Below are 1,518 nucleotides of genomic sequence, written 5' to 3' on the forward strand. Positions count from 1 at the left end.
ATATAAATGTTAATTATACGGTTTCAATAGATTCACTTAATTGATAATAAAAGAGGAAATAATCAAATGAAAAGATTATTAAGTATTATTGGTGCAATATCATTAGTAGGAGCAAGTACAACAAGTTTAGTTGCTTGTAATACACCACAAGAATATACAAAAGAACAATTAGATAAATTAAAAGAAAAAAACAATATAACTACAAAAGATGGAATTTTAGAATGAATAGCACCACAAGAAAAACCATTTAATAAAGTAGATGATAAATGATATTATGTTGTATGACGCGAAAATAATTCTGTTAATTGAAAAATTGATAAATTTAAAAATCATATATTAGAATACATTAAAATTAATAAAATTAATGATTATGAAATAGGAGTTTCTAATAATCGAGAGGAAAATCGTGTCTTATTTATTTTTAAAGAAAATAAAGAAATTGTAAGATGAAATTATGATAATGAAGTTTATTTTAAATCAGTTTATCGTTGAAATTTAGAAGAAAATAATTTACCTGATTTAATTATTGATGATAATGGTAATGTAAAATTTAATGGTGAATAGAAAAAGAGATTATTAAATCTCTTTTTATTTTTATCTTGGTTTAATTGTAATTTTAATGGAATTAATACTTTTATTTCTAATACCTAATGTACCTCAATTATTAACATCTATTCTTATATTTTTATCATTACCCCTATATTTCAATACTTTATTTGAAAATATTTTTAAATTTGCATTTATTGTTTTTGAAAATCTAATTTTTAATTTTACATCATTAGTATAATACGCTTGTAAATGTGTTTCTTTAATTTTATCTTTATCATTAATAGACCATTTTGTTATTTTAAGTACAAATAATAAAGTATTTTTTGCAAGATTATAAATATTATAATAATTTTTACTTGGTAAACCATTAGTATAAGCAGTAGCAAATGTTTGAATATCATTTTTTATATTATCAGTATATAAAGTTATTATATTTTCAAAATTAGCTTTATCAGTTTGTGAATGACCGCTTTCTTGTAAATTCACATTATTTAATGAACCAAAATTGTATTCACAAGTAGAATAACCTGCTAAAATATTAACATTTCTATTTGGAATAAAATTTTCTATATCACATGGCCCACACTCAATTTGTAAATTACTCATATTACTTATTTCAATCGTTTTATAAGCATCTTGAAATTTACTAATACTTTGAATTGTTGGGTCAATTTGTCTTAAATCAATTTCAACTTCATAATAAGCAGAATTAAATTCATCAGAAAATAAATTAACATGATAATCTGAACTATTTGTTGGCTTACATTGTGCTGGTGCAGTAATTTTAGTTTTTAATGGTTGAATTGTATTCGCATTTCAAATATCTTTTGTATAAGGTTTATAATTATATGGCATTGGTGGAAAAACATATTGTGGGTAATTAAATGTTGGTACTTCATAGTCATGGGGTAATAAGAAACTAGTTTTATAATTAGTTGTCATATCGCGTAAATAATTATTTAAGACACT

The 1,518-nt window shown here is 22.0% G+C and carries 2 protein-coding genes; one reads left to right on the forward strand and one right to left on the reverse strand.

The annotated features are described in order from the left end of the window. The first annotated feature begins 66 nt into the window (after nt 1–66). Complete coding sequence (locus tag EHU54_RS05785; RefSeq protein ID WP_400249445.1) at nt 67–564, forward strand: lipoprotein; 498 nt, start codon at nt 67–69, stop codon at nt 562–564. 30 nt (nt 565–594) lie between these two features. Here the strand turns inward: EHU54_RS05785 and EHU54_RS05790 are convergent. Next, nucleotides 595–1,518, reverse strand: a 924-nt coding sequence (locus EHU54_RS05790; protein ID WP_400249446.1) for a hypothetical protein, incomplete at its 5' end; no start/stop codon positions are given.

This window comes from Spiroplasma sp. ald, from assembly GCF_044714355.1.
In the GTDB taxonomy this organism is placed as follows: Bacteria; Bacillota_I; Bacilli_A; order Mycoplasmatales; family Mycoplasmataceae; genus Spiroplasma; species Spiroplasma phoeniceum.